Here is an 18,714-nt window from a genome sequence, read left to right on the forward strand (position 1 = left end):
AGCACTGACAGGCCCGAGGGCTTTTCCCGCCGGGGCGGGGCGACGGGGGCACGCCGCAAGGGGCGGCCGCACGCGCCGGGCCCGGCCCCGCGGCTGCTCAGGCCGGCCGGCGGAAGCCGATCGTGGGGACCGCGCGGGCCAGCGGCGCCGGCCGGTACGCCGCGGGCAGCACCTCGTCCAGGAAGGCGTACTGGCGGCGCAGCACACCCGGTGCGCCCGCCTCGTAGGCCCGCACCTGCTGCCACCAGGCGGCGATCTCCGCCCAGCCCGGCGCGGACAGCGAGCCGCCGAATTCCTGCACGGACAGCGCGGCGGACAGCCCCGCGAAGGCGAGCCGGTCGGTGAGCGGCCAGTCGGCGAGGGTGCCGGTGACGAATCCGGCGACGAAGACATCGCCGGCGCCGGTCGGGTCCAGCGCCTCCACGGCGATCGCGGGCACCTCGGCGCTCTCGCCGGTCCGGCCGTCCACCGCGCAGGCGCCCTCCGAACCCAGCGTGACCACCGCGAGCGGCACCCGGTCGGCGAGCTTGCGGGCCGCGGCGCGCGGGCAGTCCGTCCGGGTGTAGCGCATCGCCTCCTCGGCGTTGGGCAGGAACGCCTCGCAGTGCTCCAGGTCGGCGAGGTCGGCCGGGTCCCAGCGGCCGCTGTCGTCCCAGCCGACGTCCGCGAAGATGCGGCTGCCGCGGCCCGCCGCGCAGCCCAGCCAGCCCTCCCGCCGGCCCGGGACCAGCGAGGCGATGCAGGCGCGGGACGGCGGCGGGCAGCCGGGGGCGTGCTTGCCGTCGAAGGCGAAATCGGGCGGTGGCGCCTCGTGACCGTGCGAGACCATCGTGCGCTCGCCCTCGTACGCCATGGAGACGGTGACCGGGGAGTGCCAGCCGGGGACCGTGCGGGACAGCTCCAGGTCGATGCCCTCGCCCTGTTCGAGCACCTCCCAGCAGTACTCGCCGTAGTGGTCGTCGCCGAAGGCCGCGGCGAGTGAGGTGCGCAGCCCGAGCCGGGCCAGGGCGGTGGCCATGTTGGCGACGCCACCGGGGCTGGAGCCCATCCCGCGGGCCCAGGACTCGGTGCCGCGGACCGGGGCGGAGTCCAGACCGGTGAAGATGATGTCCAGGAAGACCGAGCCGGTGAGGTAGACGTCGGTGCGCGGATCGCCGTCGGCGCGCACCCCGGCCAGCGGATCGAGGGCCGCGGGCACGGCGGCCGGGCCCGCGGGCGGAAGGTCATCGCGTCGGCTGCTCACCGTGCTCTCCCCTCTCGTATCTGCACGTGCCGCCAGTGTGCCTGATGCTGCGGTACGTTCCGCCCCATGAGGCTCACGATTCTGGGCGGGGGCGGTTTCCGGGTGCCGCTGGTGTACCGCGCCCTGCTGGACGACCCGGGGCGCGCCGTCTCCGAGGTGGTGCTGCACGACACCGATCCGCGCCGGGTGGCGGTGATCGCCGAGGTCCTGGCGCGGCTGGCGCAGGGGCATCCGGCACCGGTGCCCGTACGGGTCGCGGACGGTCTGGACGAGGCGCTGGCCGGCGCCGGCTTCGTCTTCTCGGCGATCCGGGTGGGCGGCACGGCGGGCCGGGTGCGGGACGAACGCATCCCGCTGTCCGAGGGCGTGCTCGGCCAGGAGACGGTCGGCGCGGGCGGTGTCCTCTACGGCCTGCGGACGATTCCGGTGGCGCTGCACATCGCCGAGCGGGTCGCGGCGCTCGCCCCGGATGCCTGGGTCATCAACTTCACCAACCCCGCGGGCATGGTCACGGAAGCCATGTCCCAGGTGCTCGGCGACCGCGTCATCGGGATCTGTGATTCGCCGGTGGGGCTGGTGCGCCGCGCGGCGCGGGCGGCCGGCGCGGACCCGGACCGGGCCGGTTACGACTATGTGGGGCTCAACCACCTCGGCTGGCTGCGGTCGTTGACGCTGGACGGCACGGATCTGCTGCCGGGGCTGCTCGCCGACGAGGACGCGCTGGGCTCCTTCGAGGAGGGCCGGCTGTTCGGCGGGGACTGGCTGCGGACCCTGGGCGCGCTCCCGAACGAGTATCTGCACTACTACTACTTCCGCCGCGAGACCCTCGACTCCGTACGGGACACCCGGGAAACCCGCGGCGAATTCCTCGACCAGCAGCAGGGCGGCTTCTTCGAGCGGGCCGCGGCGGCCGGCGGCCCGGACGCGGTGTACGCCCTGTGGGAGCGGACCCGGCTGGAGCGCGAGGAGACGTACATGGCGCACAGCCGGGAGGCCAGTGGCGGCTGGCAGCGCGACAGCCACGATCTGGAGGGCGGCGGCTACGACCGGGTGGCGCTGGCGCTGATGCACGGCATCCTGGGCGGCAGCGGCACCCGGCTGATCCTCAATGTCCGCAACGGGACGACCGTGCCGCAACTGGCGCCGGACGCGATCGTGGAGACGGTGTGCGAGGTGACCGCACAGGGCGCCCGCCCCCTGCCCTGCGCACCGCTGCGGGAGGACCAGTTGGGCCTGATGTTGCAGGTCAAGGCGGTGGAACGGGCGACGGTGGAGGCCGCGGTCTTCAAGGACCGCGCCGCCGCGCTACGGGCCCTGGCCCTGCATCCGCTGGTGGACTCCCCCGCGGTGGCCGCCCGCATTCTGGAGCGGGCGGCCGGGGAGGGGTGAGAGCGGGGGCGGGGGGGCGCGGAGCTCGGGGGCCGGGGCACGGGCCTGCGGGGCACGGGCCGGCGGGCCGCGGGGCCTGTCGCCACGGCGGCATGACGCCACCGAGGCGTGACGCACGGCGGCGTGACGCCACGGCGGCCTCGTGCCACGAAGGCGCGTCACACCTCGGAATACCCTCCGCCCCCGCCACGTTGTGGCCCCGAGGGGGCGCCCGCACCCCCTACGGGAAGTGTTCGCCCCTCCCCTAGGGCATCTCCGACGGGCCGCGTTACCTCTGAGTGCCCTGAGCATTCCGTTCGCTGTGGGGCGGGACGCCGGTGGCCAGGACCTTGACCTTGTCGGACGCCCCTCGTTCCGGCGAGCAGCCGCGCGTTTCCCAACTAGTCGCCACGGTCGGGTTCTTCGCGTTCTCCTAGGCGTCTTTTCCCTGCTCACAAGCGTGTTAGCCGCACGTTAGCGGAGCGGCAGCCGCCCGCTAGTGGCCCCGACCAGAGTGGTTGTCGTCACGAGGAAACAGCGACACCGACCGTCCTGGGGGACCCGAAATGAGCGCCAACACCACTGCCCGCACCGTCCGTCGCCGCACCCTGCGCATTGCCGTCGCGGCCCTGACCGCGGCCGCCGGTCTGACGCTGACCGCCTGCTCCGGCTCGGACGTCGCCGGCACGGAGCCCGCGGGCCAGTCGGGTGCGGGCACGGCCGTCGAGTCCAGCGGCCCGGGCTCCGGTGCCAAGGCGCAGGGCTCCGGTGGCGAGGCGGGCTCCGGTGCCGAGGCGGGTTCCGGTGCCAAGGCCGACACCAAGGCGGGGGCCGCGGCCAAGAAGCCGGGCGGCGCGAACGCCGCCGGCAGTGGCGGGGCGGGCTCGGGCGTCGATCGCTGCCACACGTCCGGCCTGAAGGCGGCGTTCGCCACGGGTGAGGACGCGGCTCCGGACCCGAACGCGGGCGGCTCGACGACCACCAGCGTCGTGCTGACCAACAAGGGCAGCCGCACCTGCAAGATCGGTGGCTTCCCGGGGGTGGACCTCAAGTCCGAGAACGGCGGCGAGCGCTGGTCGCTGGCCCGCTCGTCGGCCAAGCACGGCTCGATCACCCTGGGGCCCGGCGAGAGCACCGACTTCACCATCAACGTCGCCCTGACCAAGGAAGACAAGGGCTTCTACCAGCCCGCCTTCGCGGACATCACCCCGCCCAACGAGACCAAGTCGCTCACCATCAAGTGGCCCTGGGGCACGCTCGTCGACCAGCGCAGCGCCACCCACCCGGCCACCTTCGTCAACCCCATCGGCTGACCACCTCGGCGCTGCCCTGGACATCAGCCGAGAACCTCTCTGAGCCCGACCAGCTCAGAACGCACAAGACAAGCAAGGAGATGACCATGAAGTCGTGGCGTACTCGAATCGGTGTCGGTCTCGCGGTCGGTGCCGCAGCGGTCGCCATCCCGCTGACCGCCACCACCGCCTTCGCCGCCCCTCCCCCCGGCGACGGCTGGGTCCCCGTAGGTGCCGAGAAGTACCCCTCGAAGGCGGAGTGCGAAGCGAAGGAACTCCCGATGGCCCAGGCGAACGGGTACCACGAGGTGTGGTGCGACGACAGCGACCCCATCATGGCCATCTACAACCGCTGACGGCTCTCCACCCGGCGAGGACTCGTCCCGCCGACGTCGCGTCAAGAAGGCCGCTGCCCCGGTGTGTCTCACCGGGGCAGCGGCCTTTTTCGCGATCCATGCGGACACGCCCTGGGGCCCGCCGTTCTAGTGCCCCCGCTTGATCCACTCCTCCAGGTGCGGGGCCTCCGTCCCGATCGTCGTCGGATCGCCGTGTCCGGTGCGGACCTCCGTCTCCGGGGGCAGGGTCAGCAGCCGGTCGCGGATCGAGGCGACGATCGTCGGGAAGTCCGAGAAGGACCGGCCGGTGGCGCCGGGGCCGCCCTGGAAGAGGGTGTCGCCGGTGAAGACGGTGCGCAGGTCGGGTGCGTGGAGGCAGACCGCGCCGGGGGCATGGCCCGGGGTGTGCAGCACGGTCAGGTCCGTACCGGCGATGGTCAGCACCTGACCGTCCGCCAGCTCCGCGTCCGGTGGGGTGCCCGGATGGGTCATCTTCCACAACGGCAGGTCGGCGGGGTGCAGATGGATCCGGGCGCCCGTGCGGGAGGCGAGCGCCGGGGCCGCGTCGATGTGGTCGTTGTGCCCATGGGTGCAGATGATCGCGCGCAGCGTCCGGCCACCGAGGGCCTCGACGATGGCGTCGGCGTCGTGGGCGGCGTCGATGACGATCGCCTCGTCGTCGTCGCCGACGATCCAGACGTTGTTGTCGACGTCCCAGGTGCCGCCGTCGAGGGAGAAGGTGCCGGAGGTGACCAGGTGGTCGATGCGGGCCGCCATCAGAGGGTCACCACCGAACGCAGTACGTCGCCCGCGTGCATCCGCGCGAAGGCCTGTTCCACGTCCTCGATGCCGATGGTCTCGGTGACGAACGCCCCCAGGTCGATCCGGCCCTGGAGATGCAGATCGACCAGCATCGGGAAGTCGCGGGAGGGCAGACAGTCGCCGTACCAGGAGGACTTGAGGGCGCCGCCGCGGCCGAAGACGTCCAGGAGGGGGAGTTCCAGGGTCATGTCCGGGGTGGGGACGCCCACCAGGACGACGGTTCCGGCCAGGTCACGGGCGTAGAACGCCTGCCGGTAGGTCTCCGGGCGGCCGACCGCCTCGATGACGACGTCCGCGCCGAAGCCGCCGGTCAGCTCGCGGATCGCCTCGACGGGGTCGGTGGAGCGGGAGTTGACGGTATGGGTGGCGCCCATGGAGCGGGCGGTCTCCAGCTTGCGGTCGTCGATGTCCACCGCGATGATCTTGGCCGCGCCGGCCAGCCGGGCACCCATCACGGCCGCGTCGCCGACGCCGCCGCAGCCGATGACCGCGACCGCGTCGCCGCGTGCGACACCGCCGGTGTTGAGCGCGGCGCCCATGCCCGCCATCACCCCGCAGCCCAGCAGACCGGCCGCCTCGGGCGCGATCTCGGGGTTGACCTTGGTGCACTGTCCGGCGGCGACCAGCGTCTTGTCGGCGAAGGCGCCGATGCCCAGCGCGGGGCTCAGTTCCGTGCCGTCCTTCAGCGTCATCTTCTGCCGGGCATTGTGGGTGTCGAAGCAGTACTGCGGACGGCCGCGCAGGCACGCCCGGCACTGGCCGCACACCGCACGCCAGTTGAGGATGACGAAATCGCCGGGCGCCACATCGGTGACGCCGGAGCCGACCGACTCCACCACGCCGGACGCCTCGTGCCCGAGCAGGAACGGGAAGTCGTCGTTGATGCCGCCCTGCTTGTAGTGCAGATCGGTGTGGCACACCCCGCACGCCTGGATCTTCACCACGGCCTCGCCGGGACCCGGGTCCGGCACCAGGATGGTCTCCAGCCGGACCGGTTCGTTCTTCCCCGGCGCAATCACGCCGCGCACTTCCTGTGCCATCGGGACAGCCCCTTTCAAAGATCACTTACGGGACCACTGTGGCGCACCGCCACTGAGCCGTGCCTCACCGTACGCGTGCCGGGCCACCGCGCACAGGACCACGGCCGGGTCCGTGATCTCCGTCCCGGGGCCGCCGGCCACGGGCCCGCTCGTGCTGCCCGCCGCCGCGGACCGGGGCGGCGCCGGCGGCCGCCAGGACGCCCACCGCCGCGAGCCCGATCAGCCCGCCACGGGTCGAGCCGGTGGCGTCCTGGAGGTGCCGAAGGCGGCCGGTGAGACGAAACCGCCGAGGTTTCCCAGGGAGTTGACCAGGGCGAGGGCCGGCCCCCGCGGTCACCAGCGCGGCGTGGCGGGGGTGACCCAGCCGGGGTCCGCGTGCCGCATGGCGGCGGCGTCATCGCGGTCGCGCAGTCCGCCGTCGTCGGCCCGCCAGCGGCGGTGCAGTACGGCGAGCCGGTCGCGGTCGAGGGTGACGCCGAGGCCGGGGGCGTCGCTGACGTCCACCCGGCCGTCGCGGAAGCCGATCCGCTCGGTGAGGACGTCCTCGGTCTGCCAGGGGTAGTGGCTGTCGCAGGCGTGGCCGAGATGCGGCACGGTCGCCGCGACCTGGGTCATCGCGGCGAGGCTGATGCCCAGATGGGTGTTGGAGTGCATGGACAGGCCGACGCCGAAGGTACGGCAGATGGCGGCGAGTTCGCGGGTGTTGCGCAGCCCGCCCCAGTAGTGGTGGTCACAGAGCACGATCTGGACCGCGTCCCGGGCGAACGCCTCGGCGATCTCGTCGAAGGTCGTCACGCACATGTTGGTGGCCAGCGGGAGGCGGGCCCGTCCGGAGGCGCCCGGCCGCGCCCCGCGCAGGGCGGCCGCCACCTCCGCCATCCCTGCCGTACCGCTCGTGGGGTCCTCCAGATACTCCACGACGTCCGCCAGCTCGTCCGCCACCCGGCAGGAAGTCGGCACGCTCCAGGCCCCGTTGGGGTCGAGGCGCAGCGGCTGACCGGGGAACTCGGCGGCCAGCGCCCGGACCGCGGCGATCTCCTCGTCGGGCGGGAAGACGCCGCCCTTGAGCTTGAAGGACGTGAAGCCGTAGGTGTCGGCGAACCGGCGGGCCTGGGCGACGACACCGGCGGGGTCGAGCGCCGCGCCCCAGTCGTCGCGTTCGCCGCGGCCGCCCGGGTGTTCGGCCCAGCGGTAGAAGAGGTAGGCGCTGAACTCCACCCGGTCGCGGACCTTGCCGCCCAGCAGGGCGTGTACGGGCAGTCCGGTGGCCCGGCCCCAGGCGTCCAGGCAGGCGACCTCGAAGCCGGAGAGGACGGAGAGCCGCAGTTTTCCGGCGGTCCGGGCGCCGCGCAGCCCGCCGGCGTCCACGGCACCGGCGCCGGTCGCGCCCCGCGGGTCCCCGCACACCTCGGCGGCCAGCTCGGGCAGTCCGTTCAGATCCGTGACCGACCGGCCGATCAGCGCACCGGCCAACGGCTGGGCCAGGGCCAGGTAGCCGGTGTCCCCGTAGGTCTCGCCGAGCCCGGTGACGCCGCCCTCGGTGGTCACCTCGATGATCAGCCGTGGGGTGTACGGCTGGTGTACGCCCTGCGTGTTCAGCAGCGGCGGATCGGCCACCAGGACCGGGGTGAGCCGGACCTCGGTGATGATGAGGCCGTGCCGGGCATCGGTCATCCGGAAGCTCCTACGAGGCCGAGGGCTGTTTTCATATGTAGATGACGTCTACAGAAGGAGTTGGAGGTTAGGGATCCCGCACAGCGACCGTCAATTCCGCACCGCGGTCAGCTTTTACCAAGGGTTGAATCTGCGCGCGTAGATACGGATGTGAGGCTCTGTTAGACCTACGGGGTCCGCTCATGTCTCCCGGAGGAGCCGCGCATGCCCCGTCCCGCCCGTTTCCGCCCCACCCTCTCCCGGAGGGCCCGCCTCGGCGCCACCACGGTCGCCGCCCTCGTCGCCGGCACCGCCGTCTTCGGCATCGGCCAGGCCACCGCCGAACACTCCGTACCGCGCACCGACAAGGAGATCCCGAACCTCACGCAGGTGCAGGACAAGATCAAGGCGTACTACGGCGACACGGTGACGGCGGACGGCGAGCACTACGCCTCCCCGCGCAGCAACTACGCACATCAGGTCCGCGGCATAGAGGCCAAGGCCCGCGCCTATCTGTCGAAGGCCCTCGCGCGGCACGACCGCACGGGCAAGGCCAAGCCGGCCATCGTGCTCGACATCGACGACACCACCCTGCTCACCTACAACTACGAGCTCCAGGTCGGCTTCCACTTCACCGAGGAGAGCCAGGACAAGTACCTGGCCCACACCGACATGGACCCGGTCTTCGGCATGGACCGGCTGGTCAACTGGGCGCACGACAAGGGCGCCGAGGTCTTCTTCCTCACCGGCCGCAAGGAGGCGCAGCGCGCCTGGAGCGTCCGCAACCTCAAGAACGTCGGCTACGGCATGCCCCTGGACCGCCGGCACGTCTACCTGAAGGACAAGGAGCACCCGCCGGCCTACCTGCCCTGCGGTGCCACCTGCACGACCATCGAGTACAAGTCGGGCACCCGCAAGCACATCGAGTCCCTCGGCTACAACATCGTCGCCAGCTTCGGGGACCAGTACAGCGATCTGCGCGGCGGCGCCGCGGACCGGACGTTCAAGCTGCCCAACCCGATGTACTACCTGCCGTAAGGCGGAGGCGTGCGGGTCCGGTCCCACGGGGCCGGGCCGGGCGGGCCGGGCGGTGTCACGCCCCGGCCCGCCGCCCTCAGCGCCGTTTGGGCAGCGGCACCCGCGACAGGTCCCGGGCGATGGTCAGTTCGCCGGTGTACCCCGCCGCGCGGGCCTGCCGCTCGAACTCCGTGGGGTCGTCGTAGCGCTGCGAGAAGTGCGTCAGCACCAGATGCCGCACACCGGCCCGTGCGGCCACCTCCGCGGCCTGCCCGGCGGTCAGATGCCCGTGGTCCACGGCGAGCTGGACGTCCTCATCCAGGAACGTCGACTCGATGACCAGCATGTCCGCCCCTTCGGCGAGCGCATGGACCCCGGGGCACAGCCGGGTGTCCATGACGAACGCGAACCGCTGGCCCCGCCGCCGCTCGCTCACCTCGTCGAGGGTGACGCCGTTCAGCTCGCCGAGCTGCTTGAGCCGCCCGATGTCCGGCCCGGCGATACCGTGCTCCGCCAGCCGGTCCGGCAGCATCCGGCGGGTGTCCGGTTCGACGAGGCGGTAGCCGTACGACTCGACCGGGTGGGAGAGCTTGCGCGCCTCCAGGACGTACGCCGGCGAGCGCTCCAGCTCACCGTCGACGGCGACCGGCCGCTGGACCAGCCGGACCGTCTCCCGGTAGGCGGTGGCATAGCGCAGCCGGTCGAAGAAGCGCTCCCCGCTGGCCGGGTAGTGGGCGGTGACCGGGTGCGGCACCTGGTCGAGGTTGATCCGCTGGATCACACCGGCCAGGCCGAGCGAGTGGTCACCGTGGAAGTGCGTGATGCAGATCCGGTTGAGGTCGTGCGCGGCGACCCCGGCCCGCAGCATCTGGCGCTGAGTGCCCTCGCCGGGGTCGAAGAGCAGCCCCTGACCGTCCCAGCGCAGCAGATAGCCGTTGTGGTTGCGGTGCCGGGTGGGGACCTGACTGGCGGTGCCGAGGATCACCAATTCACGTACGGACACGGTCAGTTATCCGGGCGGCCACTGGAGGCCACGGCCGCCGAGCACGTGCAGGTGGGCGTGGAAGACGGTCTGGCCCGCGCCTGCTCCGGTGTTGAAGACGACCCGGTAGCCCCGGTCCTCCACCTTCTCCTCGGCGGCGACCTCCCGGGACTCCCGCAGTATGTCGGCGACGATCTGCGGTTCGGCGGCGGCGAGGGCCGCGGCGTCCTGGTAGTGCACCTTGGGGATGATCAGGACATGGGTCGGCGCCTGGGGGTTGATGTCGCGGAAGGCGACAGTGGTCTCCGTCTCCCGGACGATGGTCGCCGGCACCTCCCTCGCCACGATCTTGCAGAACAGGCAGTCGGCCTGCGGTTCTCCCGCCACGGGTGGCTCCTCCCAGGTCATCCGTCCGGCGCACGGTGCGCACGGCCTCGGATGCTACCGGGCGGGCCGCACCGGAGCGTCCACCCGGCCCGCCCGCCGCGCGGCTGCGCCCGCCCGGGCCCGGCCCCGCGGCGGGCACGCCCACGGGTCGGCCGGGCACCGGGCCGCCGGATCATTAAGCTGGGCGGTGATCCCTTTCGCCCACAACCGGGAGTTCTGCACCATGGCAACCACGCGCACCGCCAAGACCCACTGGGAAGGCAACCTCCTGGAGGGCAAGGGCACCGTCGCCCTGGAGTCCTCCAAGGTCGGTACGTACGACGTGAACTGGCCCGCCCGCGCGGAGCAGCCCAACGGCGTCACCAGCCCCGAGGAACTGATCGCGGCGGCCCACTCCTCCTGCTACTCGATGGCCTTCTCGCACGGCCTGGCGGGCAAGGGATACACCGTCGAGGCCCTGGACACCCAGGCCGATGTCACCTTCCAGCCCGGTGAGGGCATCACCGGTATCGCACTGACCGTCAAGGCCCGCGTCCCCGGACTGTCCGAGGAGGACTTCCAGGCGGCGGCCCAGGACGCCAAGGCCAACTGCCCGGTGAGCCAGGCGCTGGCGGGCGTCAAGAACATCACGCTGGCGGCCGAGCTGATCTGACGGGGCGGCCGGCCGGGCCGGTCCTCCGTGTGTGAACGGCGGTGCGCCGGACGTCCCCTGAGGGCACGTCCGGCGCACCGTCGCGTTGTCAGTGGGCTGTGCCACGATCTTTGTGCTGCGGAAGGGCCCGGTGCCGTTCCGTGGACCTCCGCACGCCCGCCCCGCGAAGGGACTCCCGCACGTGACCCACCACCCCGCCACCCCGCTCCGTCTGGCCCTGCGGCTCGCCGCACCGGACACCGCCGATGCGCTCGCCGAGCGGCAGCGCCCGGAGCTGCTGACCGCGCTGGCCGACCGGTTCGGGCTGCCGGAGGAAATGGTGGAGACCCTGATCGGGCCGGGTGGCCAGGCGCTGCGTGCCGCGCTGGACGCCGATCCCGAGGCGTTCTTGCTACGGGCGGCGGAGACCGGCGATCCGGTGATCGCCCGCGCGGTGTGGCGGGCGCGCTACCGCATCGGAACGGGCCGGACCGGGCGGGCGAGGGACCTGCCGGATCTGCTGCCGGCGATTCTGCGCGCCGCCGACGTCACGGACCCGCGCTGGGTGGCCGAGGACGGCCTCGTCCCGCTGCTCCAGGAGGAGGCCACCAGCATTGAGCTGCTTCCCGCCCTGACCGGCCCGTTCCCCCAGCTGATCTCCTTCACCCTGGTCCAGCTGGCCCGGCTCCTCCCGCTGCCGGTCGCGGTCGACGCCTGCATAGCCATGGTGCAACTGGCGGGTGCGGAGGCGCTGCCGGCCTTCGCCGACGGTGTCGAGCGGATCGAGGACTTCGACCTCGGGCGGCCGGAGCTGCTGGATCTGATGCGGGCGGCCGCGGCCGACGATGACCCGGAGTCGTTCCTGAGGGAGCGGCGGCCGGCCGGCGAATGGACCGACCCCGCCGTGCTGCGGGCCCTGCTGAAGGTCCGTGAGGGCAGCCACCCGGGCCCCCGGCCCGCCGCCCTGGACTGGGAGCTGGTCCGCCGCGAGCACGCCCGGCTGCCCTTCGGGACCGAGCCGTCGCGCCGCCGCGGCGCGCGCGGCGACCACGGCCTGTTGCAGCTCAGCCGGTGGGAAGGCTGCCCGGAGGAGCTCGTCATGGAGTGCTTCCGCGCCAACCCCTGGACCACCTCGCGGGTCGCCGCCGAGCTGCCGTTCGAGGTGCTGGTGGGGCCCGAGGCGGCAGCGGGCAAGGTGCCCTTCGACGAGGTCCTCGGGCGTGGTCTCCGTACGGGCCGGCTGCCGGTGGACCGCGTACTGGCGGAAGTGACGCCGGCCGCGGAGGTGCTCGGCTCGCTGCCCTACGACCACGAGCCGACCCGTAAGACCCTCGCCGGACTGCTCGACCGACTGGGCACGGACCCGGTCAACTGGCTGACGTGCTACGCCCGGATGGGGCGGGCCCGGGGCAGCGTCGCCGAGCTCATCGACGACGCCGCCTCGGCCACCTCCCGCCAGAAGCGCAACACCAGCTGGCCGCGCCCCTTGGAGGCGGTGTTCCCGGCCACTCCCCCCGAGGCGTCCCGGGCCGCGTTCCTGCACCTGTTCCAGTGCGCCTCCGAAGAGGCCCAGATCGCCGTCGTCCCGCACTTCGACGCCCGGGCCGTGCAGCATCTCCTGGTGTACGGCGATCCGGCGCCGGCCGTCCGGGACGCGGTCATCGCCGCCCACGGGGTGGCAGCGCAGGCCGCGCAGGCCGCCACCACCGCCCTCTCCCCCGAGAAGCTGGCGTACCTCCTCGATCTCGACGAACCGCAGGTGGACGCCAACCTGTTCTTCCACTGCGGCATCGACCAGGAGGAACGGGTGCGGATGCTCGCCGGACGGCTGCGCGGCGGCGGTGTCCGCGCCGTCCCCGAGGAGTTGCTCGCCGTCCTGCGGGAGACCAACCTCGGCCACTACCGTCACTGGCTCATCGCCGGCCTGGACTCCGGTGACCTGGGTGTGGCGCGCACGCTCGTCGGGCGGCTGAAGCTGCGGATACCCGCGGCCCGGCTGCGGCTGCTGGTGGCCGTGTGGCAGCGCGGCGGCCCGGACGCGGTGCGCGAGATCCTGGCGATGGACCGGCTCCCGGTCACCCTCCGCCGGCAGACCGAGAAGCTGCTCGACGCCCCGGACGGCCTGGACCGGCTGCGCGCCCGCCTGGCCGCGGAGGAGGACCCGGAGAAGCTGCTGGTGTTCCTCAACAAGGCACCGGGCTACGACGGCAGCCAGCCGCACAAGCTCACCGGCGAGGGCATCCCGCTGCCCTGGCCCGAGCTGATCGCGGCGTACCGCTCCGGCAGGCTGACCCCCAGCGCCGCCCAAGACCTCGCGGAGCGCGCGGACTGCCCGCGCGAACTGCTGCTTGCCCTACTGCCGGACATCCCGGAGCTGGACCGCTACAGCACCGTGTGGCCCCAGCTCGCCCTCCGGCACGGCACGCTCACCCCGGAGGACCTCCTGACCCATGCCGCCCCCGCACGCCGGGCGCTGTCCCACCTCCGCCACGCGCTCAACTCCCGCGAGAAAAAGGCCGACCGGCAGGAACTGCGCACCCAGGCAACCGCACTGACCGCCGAGCAACTGGGCACCGACCCCGAAGCCTGGGCCGTCGCCCTCCAACTGCTCCCGACCTTCGCCGGCACCCTCCCGGAGCTGTGCGCGACAGCAGCCGCGATCACACACCCATCGGCCTGACCACCAGGCACCGAACCACCGACACCACCCCCCACCGGCCTTCTCCCCACCCCCAACGGGAGGGGACGGGCCGGAGCGGGTGGGTGTCCGGACGTAAAGCGAAGCAGTCCGGCACCCCACCCGCGGAGGCCCGTCACCGCACCCGACAGCCCCGCGCAGCGGCACGGCCCGCCGCAGGCGCCACGGCGAGCAACCCCCACGGCGGGACAGCCAAAAACGTGGGCCGAAAGCAAAGCGCAGCGCTCAGCTCCACCGCCCCGTACGCCCCAGCAGCAGCGCCGTGGCCGCCGTGCCGGCCGTCGAGGTGCGCAGCACGGTCTTCCCCAGCCGGTAGGGCTTGGCGCCGGCCTCGGCGAAGGTGGTGAGTTCCTCCGGGGAGACCCCGCCTTCCGGGCCGACGACGAGCACGATCCGGCCCTCGGCGGGGAGTTCGGCGGTGGCGAGCGGTGTGCTGCCCTCCTCGTGGAGGACGGCCGCGAAGTCGGCGTCGGCGAGCAGCGCGGCCACCTGCTTGGTCGTCAGCGGGTCGGCGACCTCGGGGAAGGTCAGCCGGCGCGACTGCTTACCGGCCTCCCGGGCAGTGGCGCGCCATTTGCCCAGCGCCTTGGCGGCCCGCTCGCCCTTCCACTGGGTGACACAACGCGCCGCCGGCCAGGGCACGATGGCGTCCACCCCGGTCTCGGTCATCGTCTCGACGGCCAGCTCCCCGCGGTCGCCCTTGGGCAGCGCCTGGACGACGGTGATCGTGGGGCGGGGCGGGTCCTCGGTGCGGAGTTCGGTGACCGCGACGGTGAGCCGGTCCTTGCCCTCGACGGCGGCGACCGTGCCGTGGGCGCCGGTGCCGTGACCGTCCGTCAGGACGACCTCCTCGCCGGTCCGCAGCCGGCGCACCGAGACCGCGTGCCGGCCCTCGGGCCCGTCCAGCGTCAGAGTGCCGCCGGCCCGTACGCCCGCGAGCGATTCGACGAGGAAGACCGGCGCGGTCATGAGGCGTTTCCGTTGGCGGTGCGCTGCAACGCGGCGCGTGCGGCGTCCAGTTCGGCCGCCAGCACCTCCACCAGCTGCCGGGCGGGCAGTTCCCGCGCCAGCCGGTGGCCCTGCCCGGCCCACAGGTTCATGCCCTGGGCGTCGCCCGCCTTGGCGGCGGCCTTGCGCACGGTGGAGGTGAGGTAGTGGACGGCCGGGTAGGCGGCCGGTGCGTACGGGCCGTGCTCGCGCAGGAAGCGGTTCACCAGCCCGCGGGCCGGCCGCCCGGAGAACGCCCGGGTCAACTCCGTATGCGTGAACAGGGGGTTGGTCAGCGCCTGCTTGTGCAGCGGGTTGGCGCCCGACTCGGGGGTGGCGAGGAAGGCGGTGCCCAGCTGCGCCATGGTCGCCCCGGCGGCCAGCACCGCCGCGATCTGCGACCCGCGCATCAGCCCGCCCGCGGCGATCATCGGAATCTGCACGGCCTCCCGGACCTGGCCGAGCGCCGCGAGCAGCCCCAGCCCCGCGCCGGTCCCGTCCGCGTGCGGATCGTCCCGGTGGGTGCCCTGGTGGCCGCCGGCCTCCACGCCCTGCACACACACCGCGTCCGCACCCGACCACTGCGCGGCCTGTGCCTCGGCGGCGGTGGTGACCGTGACGACGGTGTACGTACCGACCTTGGCGAACGCGTCGAGGACGGCACGCGAGGGGCAGCCGAAGGTGAAGGACACCACCGGCACCGGGTCCTCGCGCAGTATCGCGAGCTTGGCCTCGTAGCCGTCGTCGATGGGCCCGTCGGTGTCGCCGAGTTCGGTCTCGTACCAGGTGGCCTCGCCGGCGAGCTGTTCGCGGTAGACCTCGACGACGGAGCCGTCGGCCAGTGAGGGCTGCGGCATGAAGAGGTTGACGCCGAAGGGCCGGTCGGTCAGCGACCGCAGCTGTTTGATCTCCTGGTACATACCGTCGGCGGTTTTGTAGCCGGCGGCGAGGAAGCCGAGACCGCCGGCCTCGCAGACGGCGGCGGCGAGCTCGGGTCCGGAGCCGCCTCCCGCCATCGGGGCCTGCACGATCGGGTAGCGGCAGAGATCGGTCGGTGCGGTGGGCATGAGCACATCGTGTCACGCCCACCGCACCGCCCCGAACGGGGGCGGTGGCTGCCAAGCGGGCCCGGGGAACCTCCGCGGACCCCGGGCCGACCTGGGCTATCGCCCGTTGAACGCATCCTTCAGCCGCGAGAACAGACCCTGCTGCCCCGGCTGGAACTGCCCCGTGGGCCGCTCCTCACCGCGCAGCTTGGCCAGCCGCCGCAGCGCCTCCTCCTGCTCGGGGTCGAGCTTGGTGGGCGTCTGCACCTCGACATGGACGATGAGGTCGCCGCGGCCGCCGCCGCGCAGATGGGTCACCCCGCGCTGGTGCAGCGGGATCGACTGGCCGGACTGGGTACCGGGCCGGACATCGATCTCCTCGACCCCGTCCAGCGTCTCCAGCGGGCACTTCGTGCCCAGCGCCGCCGCTGTCATCGGGATGGTGACCGTGCAGTGCAGATCGTCGCCGCGCCGCTGGAAGACCGGGTGCGGCAGCTCGTGGATCTCCACGTAGAGATCACCGGCGGGGCCGCCGCCGGGGCCGACCTCGCCCTCGCCCGCGAGCTGGATGCGAGTGCCGTTGTCGACACCGGCGGGGATCTTGACGGTCAGGGTGCGACGGGAGCGGATCCGCCCGTCGCCCGCGCACTCGTGGCACGGCGTGGGGACGACCGTGCCGAAGCCCTGGCACTGCGGGCACGGCCGCGAGGTCATGACCTGGCCCAGGAACGACCGGGTGACCTGCGAGACCTCACCACGGCCGCGGCACATGTCACAGGTCTGCGCCGAGGTACCCGGCGCCGCGCCCTCGCCGCTGCACGTCGTACAGACGACGGCGGTGTCGACCTGGATGTCCTTGGTCGTGCCGAAGGCCGCTTCGGTCAGCTCGACATCGAGCCGGATCATGGCGTCCTGGCCGCGGCGGGTGCGCGAGCGCGGCCCGCGCTGCGACGCGGTGCCGAAGAACGCGTCCATGATGTCGGAGAAGTTGCCGAAGCCCGCGCCGAAGCCGCCCGCACCCTGGCCGCCGCCCGCCTGCGAGAGGGGATCCCCGCCGAGGTCGTAGACCTGCTTCTTCTGCGGGTCCGAGAGCACCTCGTAAGCGGCGTTGATCTCCTTGAACCGCTCCTGGGTCTTCGGATCCGGGTTCACGTCCGGGTGCAGCTCACGGGCCAGCCGACGGAAGGCCTTCTTGATCTGGTCCTGCGAGGCGTCGCGTCCGATACCGAGGACCGAGTAGTAATCCGTGGCCACTTACGACTCCGCGAGGATTTGTCCGACGTAACGTGCCACTGCGCGTACCGCTCCCATCGTTCCGGGGTAGTCCATGCGGGTCGGTCCGACCACGCCGAGTTTGGCGACTGCCTCGTCGCCCGAACCGTAGCCGACCGCGACGACCGATGTGGACGTCAGGCCTTCATGGGCATTCTCATGCCCGATACGTACGGTCATGCCCGAGTCCTTGGCCTCCCCGAGCAGCTTGAGCAGCACCACGTGCTCCTCCAGTGCCTCCAGCACCGGCCGGATGGTCAGTGGGAAATCGTGCCCGAAGCGCGTGAGATTAGCGGTGCCGCCGATCATCAGCCGCTCTTCGGTCTCCTCCACCAAAGTTTCCAGCAACACCGACAGCACTGTCGAGACCGTGCCTCGGTCGTCCTGCTCGAAGGACTCCGGGAGATCCTGCACCAACTGCGGCACATCCGCGAACCGGCGCCCCACGACCCGGCTGTTGAGCCGGGCCCGCAGATCCGCCAGCGAGGTCTCGCCGAACGGCGCCTGGCAGTCGATCAACCGCTGCTCGACCCGCCCGGTGTCCGTGATCAGCACCAGCATCAGCCGGGCCGGGGCCAGGGCCAGCAGCTCGACGTGCCGGACCGTGGACCGGGTCAGGGACGGGTACTGCACGACCGCGACCTGCCGGGTCAGCTGCGCCAGCAGCCGGACCGTGCGGCCCACCACGTCATCGAGATCGACGGCGCCGTCCAGGAAGTTCTGGATCGCCCGCCGCTCCGGGCTGGACAGCGGCTTCACACCGGCCAGCTTGTCGACGAACAGGCGGTAGCCCTTGTCGGTCGGGATGCGCCCGGCACTCGTGTGCGGCTGGGCGATGAAACCCTCGTCCTCCAGGGCGGCCATGTCGTTGCGGACGGTGGCCGGGGAGACGCCGAGCTGATGGCGTTCGGTCAGGGCCTTGGAGCCGACCGGCTCCTCCGTCCCGACATAGTCCTGGACGATGGCGCGCAGCACTTCGAGCCTGCGTTCACTGAGCATCCCGCGCACCTCCAGTCCGGCCGTCCGCCGTCTCGACTCTCCTGGCACTCACACGGGCCGAGTGCCAGACCTTGAGCCAGTGTACGGCCGAGTAGCACGGACACGGCAAGGGCGGCCGCACACAGCACCCGCCCGGTGACCGTGTTCGGTCGATCTGTCGGGCAACGCTATCGCGATGGCGCTAGCGTCTCGGTATGCACACGTCTTGGGAAGAGGCCGGTTGGGAACAGCTCGGTGACGGTGTCGCCAGACGCCGGATGCCGGGCTGGGACGAGACGATCGGCGTGATCGCGGGCACCACCGGCGTCATGATCGTCGACACCGGCGCGACCCTGCGCGACGGCGCGGATCTGCGGCGCGCGATCCGCGGGGTGCTGGGCCGGGACGTGACGCATATCGCGCTCACCCACCCGCATTTCGATCATGTGCTGGGCACCGCCGCGTTCGCGGGCGTCGAGGTCTTCGGCGCGGCCGGACTGGGCGAGCTGCTGCGCCGCGGCAAGGACGAGCTGCGGCACGACGCGGTACGGCACGGCGTCGACCGTGACGCGGCCGCCGAAGCCGCCGATCTGCTGGTCGCCCCGCACCACCACGTCCACGACCAGCTGACCGTCGAGCTCGGCGACCGGCAGGTGCTGCTCGCCAATGTCGGCCCCGGCCACACGGCGCACGATCTCGCGGTCCTGGTACCGGGCCGGGGCGGGTCCCCGGAGATCGTCTTCTGCGGCGATCTGGTCGAGGAGTCCGGCGAACCCCAGGCGGGCCCGGACGCGCTGCCGCAGCGGTGGCCCGGCGCACTGGACCGGCTGCTGGCCCTCGGCGGCGAGGACGCGCGGTATGTGCCCGGCCACGGCGCCGTGGTGGACGCCGGTTTCGTCCGCGCCCAGCGCGCCGCCCTCGCCGCCCGCTTCGGCGTCGCCCCCTCCTGACCCCCGCCCGCTC

General features: G+C 72.6%; 17 protein-coding genes. 7 read left to right on the plus strand and 10 right to left on the minus strand.

The window, feature by feature from the left end:
* Positions 1-97: 97 nt before the first annotated feature.
* Positions 98-1,243 carry a carbohydrate kinase family protein gene (locus TU31_RS15445; RefSeq protein WP_042154670.1) on the minus strand — a complete coding sequence of 382 codons (1,146 nt, stop codon included), beginning with the start codon at positions 1,241-1,243 and terminating at the stop codon, positions 98-100.
* A 66-nt stretch (positions 1,244-1,309) separates the two neighbouring features.
* Here TU31_RS15445 and TU31_RS15450 point away from each other — a divergent pair, with 66 nt between their 5' ends.
* From TU31_RS15450 to TU31_RS15460, 3 genes are all read left to right on the plus strand, one after another.
* Entirely contained in the window at positions 1,310-2,632 is a 1,323-nt protein-coding gene (locus TU31_RS15450; RefSeq protein ID WP_042154672.1) for a family 4 glycosyl hydrolase, read from the plus strand.
* A 545-nt stretch (positions 2,633-3,177) separates the two neighbouring features.
* Entirely contained in the window at positions 3,178-3,924 is a 747-nt protein-coding gene (locus TU31_RS15455; protein WP_042154674.1) for a DUF4232 domain-containing protein, read from the plus strand.
* Positions 3,925-4,010: 86 nt separating this feature from the next.
* Positions 4,011-4,259 carry a hypothetical protein gene (locus TU31_RS15460; RefSeq protein WP_042155495.1) on the plus strand — a complete coding sequence of 83 codons (249 nt, stop codon included), beginning with the start codon at positions 4,011-4,013 and terminating at the stop codon, positions 4,257-4,259.
* A gap of 126 nt (positions 4,260-4,385) precedes the next feature.
* On the opposite strand, the gene TU31_RS15465 is transcribed toward TU31_RS15460, so the two are convergent.
* The 3 genes from TU31_RS15465 to TU31_RS15475 form a co-directional block, all read right to left on the minus strand.
* On the minus strand, positions 4,386-5,015 hold the full coding sequence (locus TU31_RS15465; protein ID WP_042154675.1) for an MBL fold metallo-hydrolase: 630 nt from the start codon (positions 5,013-5,015) through the stop codon (positions 4,386-4,388).
* Positions 5,015-6,100 carry an S-(hydroxymethyl)mycothiol dehydrogenase gene (locus TU31_RS15470; RefSeq protein WP_042154677.1) on the minus strand — a complete coding sequence of 362 codons (1,086 nt, stop codon included), beginning with the start codon at positions 6,098-6,100 and terminating at the stop codon, positions 5,015-5,017. Before TU31_RS15470 ends, TU31_RS15465 begins: the two co-directional genes overlap by 1 nt.
* Before the next feature lie 333 nt (positions 6,101-6,433).
* The gene (locus TU31_RS15475) at positions 6,434-7,774 is read right to left on the minus strand and encodes a glucarate dehydratase family protein (RefSeq protein WP_042154679.1); all 1,341 of its coding nucleotides are present in this window, start codon (positions 7,772-7,774) and stop codon (positions 6,434-6,436) included.
* Between the two features lie 204 nt (positions 7,775-7,978).
* Between TU31_RS15475 and TU31_RS15480 the strand changes: the two genes are divergently transcribed.
* Positions 7,979-8,791, plus strand: coding sequence for an HAD family acid phosphatase (locus TU31_RS15480; protein ID WP_042154681.1), 813 nt, complete (start codon positions 7,979-7,981; stop codon positions 8,789-8,791).
* 76 nt (positions 8,792-8,867) lie between these two features.
* On the opposite strand, the gene TU31_RS15485 is transcribed toward TU31_RS15480, so the two are convergent.
* Together TU31_RS15485 and TU31_RS15490 are read right to left on the minus strand one after the other, a co-directional pair.
* Entirely contained in the window at positions 8,868-9,773 is a 906-nt protein-coding gene (locus TU31_RS15485) for a ribonuclease Z (protein ID WP_042154683.1), read from the minus strand.
* 6 nt (positions 9,774-9,779) lie between these two features.
* A complete protein-coding gene (locus TU31_RS15490; protein WP_042154686.1) occupies positions 9,780-10,139 on the minus strand; it encodes a histidine triad nucleotide-binding protein in 360 nt (119 codons plus the stop codon).
* 223 nt (positions 10,140-10,362) lie between these two features.
* Between TU31_RS15490 and TU31_RS15495 the strand changes: the two genes are divergently transcribed.
* Positions 10,363-10,791 carry an OsmC family protein gene (locus tag TU31_RS15495; RefSeq protein ID WP_042155497.1) on the plus strand — a complete coding sequence of 143 codons (429 nt, stop codon included), beginning with the start codon at positions 10,363-10,365 and terminating at the stop codon, positions 10,789-10,791.
* A gap of 181 nt (positions 10,792-10,972) precedes the next feature.
* Positions 10,973-13,450, plus strand: a complete 2,478-nt coding sequence (locus tag TU31_RS15500; protein ID WP_042154687.1) for a hypothetical protein — start codon at positions 10,973-10,975, stop codon at positions 13,448-13,450.
* Positions 13,451-13,693: 243 nt separating this feature from the next.
* Here the strand turns inward: TU31_RS15500 and TU31_RS15505 are convergent, their stop codons facing one another.
* From TU31_RS15505 to hrcA, 4 genes are all read right to left on the minus strand, one after another.
* Entirely contained in the window at positions 13,694-14,437 is a 744-nt protein-coding gene (locus TU31_RS15505; RefSeq protein WP_042154689.1) for a 16S rRNA (uracil(1498)-N(3))-methyltransferase, read from the minus strand.
* A complete protein-coding gene (locus TU31_RS15510; protein WP_042154691.1) occupies positions 14,434-15,522 on the minus strand; it encodes a nitronate monooxygenase in 1,089 nt (362 codons plus the stop codon). The genes TU31_RS15505 and TU31_RS15510 overlap by 4 nt, the downstream gene beginning before the upstream one ends.
* Positions 15,523-15,618: 96 nt before the next feature.
* Positions 15,619-16,755, minus strand: a complete 1,137-nt coding sequence (gene dnaJ / locus TU31_RS15515) for a molecular chaperone DnaJ (RefSeq protein ID WP_042154692.1) — start codon at positions 16,753-16,755, stop codon at positions 15,619-15,621.
* Positions 16,756-17,772, minus strand: coding sequence for a heat-inducible transcriptional repressor HrcA (hrcA, locus tag TU31_RS15520; protein WP_042154694.1), 1,017 nt, complete (start codon positions 17,770-17,772; stop codon positions 16,756-16,758).
* A gap of 194 nt (positions 17,773-17,966) precedes the next feature.
* Between hrcA and TU31_RS15525 the strand changes: the two genes are divergently transcribed.
* Positions 17,967-18,701, plus strand: coding sequence for an MBL fold metallo-hydrolase (locus TU31_RS15525; RefSeq protein WP_042154696.1), 735 nt, complete (start codon positions 17,967-17,969; stop codon positions 18,699-18,701).
* The last annotated feature ends 13 nt before the right edge of the window (positions 18,702-18,714 follow it).

Source organism: Streptomyces lydicamycinicus, assembly GCF_000829715.2.
Taxonomy (GTDB): Bacteria; Actinomycetota; Actinomycetes; order Streptomycetales; family Streptomycetaceae; genus Streptomyces; species Streptomyces lydicamycinicus.

What these genes read in the sequence shown, in the direction of transcription:
- TU31_RS15480 (WP_042154681.1), top strand. Translation starts at nt 7,979, where the DNA reads ATGCCCCGTCCCGCCCGTTTCCGCCCCACCCTCTCCCGGAGGGCCCGC.
- TU31_RS15460 (WP_042155495.1), top strand. Translation starts at nt 4,011, where the DNA reads ATGAAGTCGTGGCGTACTCGAATCGGTGTCGGTCTCGCGGTCGGTGCC.
- TU31_RS15455 (WP_042154674.1), top strand. Translation starts at nt 3,178, where the DNA reads ATGAGCGCCAACACCACTGCCCGCACCGTCCGTCGCCGCACCCTGCGC.
- TU31_RS15525 (WP_042154696.1), top strand. Translation starts at nt 17,967, where the DNA reads ATGCACACGTCTTGGGAAGAGGCCGGTTGGGAACAGCTCGGTGACGGT.
- TU31_RS15495 (WP_042155497.1), top strand. Translation starts at nt 10,363, where the DNA reads ATGGCAACCACGCGCACCGCCAAGACCCACTGGGAAGGCAACCTCCTG.
- TU31_RS15450 (WP_042154672.1), top strand. Translation starts at nt 1,310, where the DNA reads ATGAGGCTCACGATTCTGGGCGGGGGCGGTTTCCGGGTGCCGCTGGTG.
- TU31_RS15465 (WP_042154675.1), bottom strand. Translation starts at nt 5,015, where the DNA reads ATGGCGGCCCGCATCGACCACCTGGTCACCTCCGGCACCTTCTCCCTC.
- TU31_RS15475 (WP_042154679.1), bottom strand. Translation starts at nt 7,774, where the DNA reads ATGACCGATGCCCGGCACGGCCTCATCATCACCGAGGTCCGGCTCACC.
- TU31_RS15505 (WP_042154689.1), bottom strand. Translation starts at nt 14,437, where the DNA reads ATGACCGCGCCGGTCTTCCTCGTCGAATCGCTCGCGGGCGTACGGGCC.
- TU31_RS15470 (WP_042154677.1), bottom strand. Translation starts at nt 6,100, where the DNA reads ATGGCACAGGAAGTGCGCGGCGTGATTGCGCCGGGGAAGAACGAACCG.
- hrcA (WP_042154694.1), bottom strand. Translation starts at nt 17,772, where the DNA reads ATGCTCAGTGAACGCAGGCTCGAAGTGCTGCGCGCCATCGTCCAGGAC.
- TU31_RS15510 (WP_042154691.1), bottom strand. Translation starts at nt 15,522, where the DNA reads ATGCCCACCGCACCGACCGATCTCTGCCGCTACCCGATCGTGCAGGCC.